At 63.8% G+C, this 2,714-nt stretch carries 3 protein-coding genes; 1 reads left to right on the top strand and 2 read right to left on the bottom strand.

Annotated features, from left to right (window positions below):
* Positions 1-948: aminotransferase class III-fold pyridoxal phosphate-dependent enzyme (locus tag EOA79_RS31225; RefSeq protein WP_128293641.1), on the top strand; the 948-nt coding region annotated here is incomplete at its 5' end.
* Positions 949-1,269: 321 nt separating this feature from the next.
* Here EOA79_RS31225 and mmsB read toward each other — a convergent pair.
* Together mmsB and EOA79_RS31215 are read right to left on the bottom strand one after the other, a co-directional pair.
* Entirely contained in the window at positions 1,270-2,154 is an 885-nt protein-coding gene (gene mmsB / locus EOA79_RS31220; RefSeq protein ID WP_095778484.1) for a 3-hydroxyisobutyrate dehydrogenase, read from the bottom strand.
* A 24-nt stretch (positions 2,155-2,178) separates the two neighbouring features.
* On the bottom strand, positions 2,179-2,714 hold a 536-nt coding region (locus EOA79_RS31215; protein ID WP_281060307.1), incomplete at its 5' end, for an acyl-CoA dehydrogenase family protein.

Raw genomic sequence — 2,714 nt, 5'->3', positions numbered from 1 at the left:
AACCGGATCATCTCGCGCAAGATGGCCTATCACGGCTCGACGATCGCCGGCACCTCGCTCGGCGGCATGGAGCCCATGCACAAGCAGCTCGGCGGCGCGGTGCCGAACATCGTCCATGTGATGATGCCCTATGCCTATGAGCTCGCGCTGCCCGGCGAAAGCGACCACGATTTCGGCCTGCGCGCCGCCAAGGCCGTCGAGGACGCCATCCTCGAAGTCGGCGCCGACAAGGTCGCCGCCTTTATCGGCGAGCCGGTGATGGGTGCGGGCGGTGTGAAAATCCCGCCGATCAGCTACTGGCCGGAGGTGCAGCGCATCTGCCGCAAATACGATGTGCTCTTGATGCTCGACGAGGTGATTACCGGCTATGGCCGCACCGGCGAATGGTTCGCGGCGCAGACCTTTGACGTCCAGCCCGACACCATCACCACCGCCAAGGCGCTGACCTCCGGCTACCAGCCGCTGTCGGCGCTCCTGGTCGGCGACCGCATCAGCAGGACGCTCGTCCAAAAGGGCGGCGAGTTCTACCACGGCTACACCTATTCCGGTCACCCGGTCGCGTGCGCGGTGGCCCTGAAGAACCTCGAGATCATTGAACGGGAAGGTCTGGTCGAGCGCGTCAGGACCGACACCGGTCCCTATTTCGCGCAAGCGCTGCAGGAGCGCATCGCCGGCCACAGGCTGGTCGGCGAGGTGCGCTCGATCGGTCTTATGGGTGCGATAGAGATCGTCAAGGACAAGGCGACCAAGGAACGATACCTGCCGTCGGGAAGTGCGGCGGTCGTCGTGCGCGATCACGCGATCTCGCAGGGCATGATGCTGCGCGCCACCGGCGACACGATGATACTGTCGCCGCCGCTGATCTGGACGCGCGACACCATCGACATGGCCTGCGAGCGCATCGCCAAGGCGCTCGACCTTGCGGAGGCGGATTTGCGGAAGCGCTGAGAAAACACAGCCGGGCGCCCTTGCTGGAGGGTGCCCGGCGACCCGAATCTGCAGCGAAGCCTTGCCCAGACGCAAAAACCGCGTCCCAGAAGGGAACGCGGCTTTGCCAGATACGCATGGCGTTTCGCTACTCGAGACCTGCGAAACTTACGGGCTCCGGTACGCGAGACCTGATCCGGAGCGCCGGGCGGTTGCGATGTCCGCCTCGCAGTCCGTTTTAAAGGCACATCGTTACCGGTGAGTTAGCGAGACCTTAAGCAAATCTAAATTTGCCGGATTTCTGTCGAAAAAATTTGCTAATAACCCTTTGCAAGCAGCTGCTTAGGTTTGATCGCCGCGCAGGAAATTTATGATGCCGGAAAAGTCGGCGCCTGCGTTGCCCTGCGCATTGAACAGAGCGTAGAGCTGCGTCGCCTCGGCGCCCAGGGGCGTCACGGCGCCGGCGCTTTGCGCGGCTTCCTGCGACAATTTCAGGTCCTTGAGCATGAGGGCGGCAGCAAAACCCGGCTTGTAGTCGCGGTTGGCGGGCGACGCCGGAACAGGGCCGGGCACCGGGCAGTAAGTGGTCAGTGACCAGCACTGGCCGGAGGAGGTGGAGGCGACGTCGAACAGCGCCTGGTGCGACAGGCCGAGTTTCTCGGCGAGCACAAAGGCTTCGGCGACGCCGATCATCGAAATGCCGAGAATCATGTTGTTGCAGATCTTGGCGGCCTGGCCGGCGCCGTCACCGCCGCAATGAACGATGCGGCCGGCCATCGGCTTCAGGATCGGCTCGGCAGAGGCGAATGCTGCATCCGACCCGCCGGCCATGAAAGTGAGCGTGCCGGCGGTGGCGCCGCCGGTGCCGCCGGACACAGGCGCGTCGATCGAAGGCAAGCCGTGCCTGGCGGCAATGGCGTGAGCCTTGCGTGCCGATTCGACATCGATGGTCGAGGAATCGATCAGCAAGGCACCTTTCTTCGCCTTGGGCGCGATGTCCTCGTAGACCGACAACACATGCTTGCCGGCGGGAAGCATGGTGATCACCACGTCGGCGTCCTTCACCGCGGCGACGGCATTGGCCATGACGGTGACGCCATGCTCTTTTGCGATCGTGAGGTTCTCCGGCACGAGGTCGAAGCCTTGCACCGCATACCCCGCCTTTACGAGGTTGGCAGCCATTGGGTTGCCCATATTGCCAAGGCCGATGAAGGCGATCGTTGCCATCGTTGTCTCCCGAAATTTGCTGCTTCAGCGGCCGATCAGCGTTCGCGCGATGATGACGCGCATGATCTCGTTGGTGCCTTCGAGGATCTGGTGGACGCGCAGATCACGCACCAGCTTCTCGATGCCGTAATCGTGCAGATAGCCGTAGCCGCCATGCAACTGCAGCGCCTCGTTGGCGATGTCGAAGCCGATGTCGGTGACGAAGCGCTTGGCCATCGCCGACCATTTGCCGGCATCCGGCGCCTTGCGATCGAGCTTCGAGGCGGCGGCATAGAGGAAGATGCGGGCCGCCTGCAGCTCCGTCTCCATGTCGGCCAGCCTGAACTGCAGGGCCTGGAACTGGTTGATCTTCGATCCGAAGGCCTTGCGCTCGCTCGTGTAGGCGAGCGCCTTGTCGAGCGCCGACTGCGCGCCGCCCAGCGAGCAGGCGGCGATGTTGAGCCGGCCGCCGTCGAGCCCGGCCATGGCGATGCCGAAGCCCGCGCCTTCGGTGGCAAGCAGGTTCTCGGCCGGCACCTTGCAATCCTCGAAGATGACCTGGCGGGTCGACTGCATATGCC

The organism is Mesorhizobium sp. M1A.F.Ca.IN.020.03.2.1 (assembly GCF_004023205.1).
Classification (GTDB): Bacteria; Pseudomonadota; Alphaproteobacteria; order Rhizobiales; family Rhizobiaceae; genus Mesorhizobium.
The sequence above is the reverse complement of the archived record's forward strand: the minus strand, read 5'-3'. Positions and strand labels throughout refer to the sequence as shown.

Coding starts and splice junctions, on each gene's coding strand:
- mmsB (WP_095778484.1), bottom strand. CDS start 2,154: ATGGCAACGATCGCCTTCATCGGCCTTGGCAATATGGGCAACCCAATG.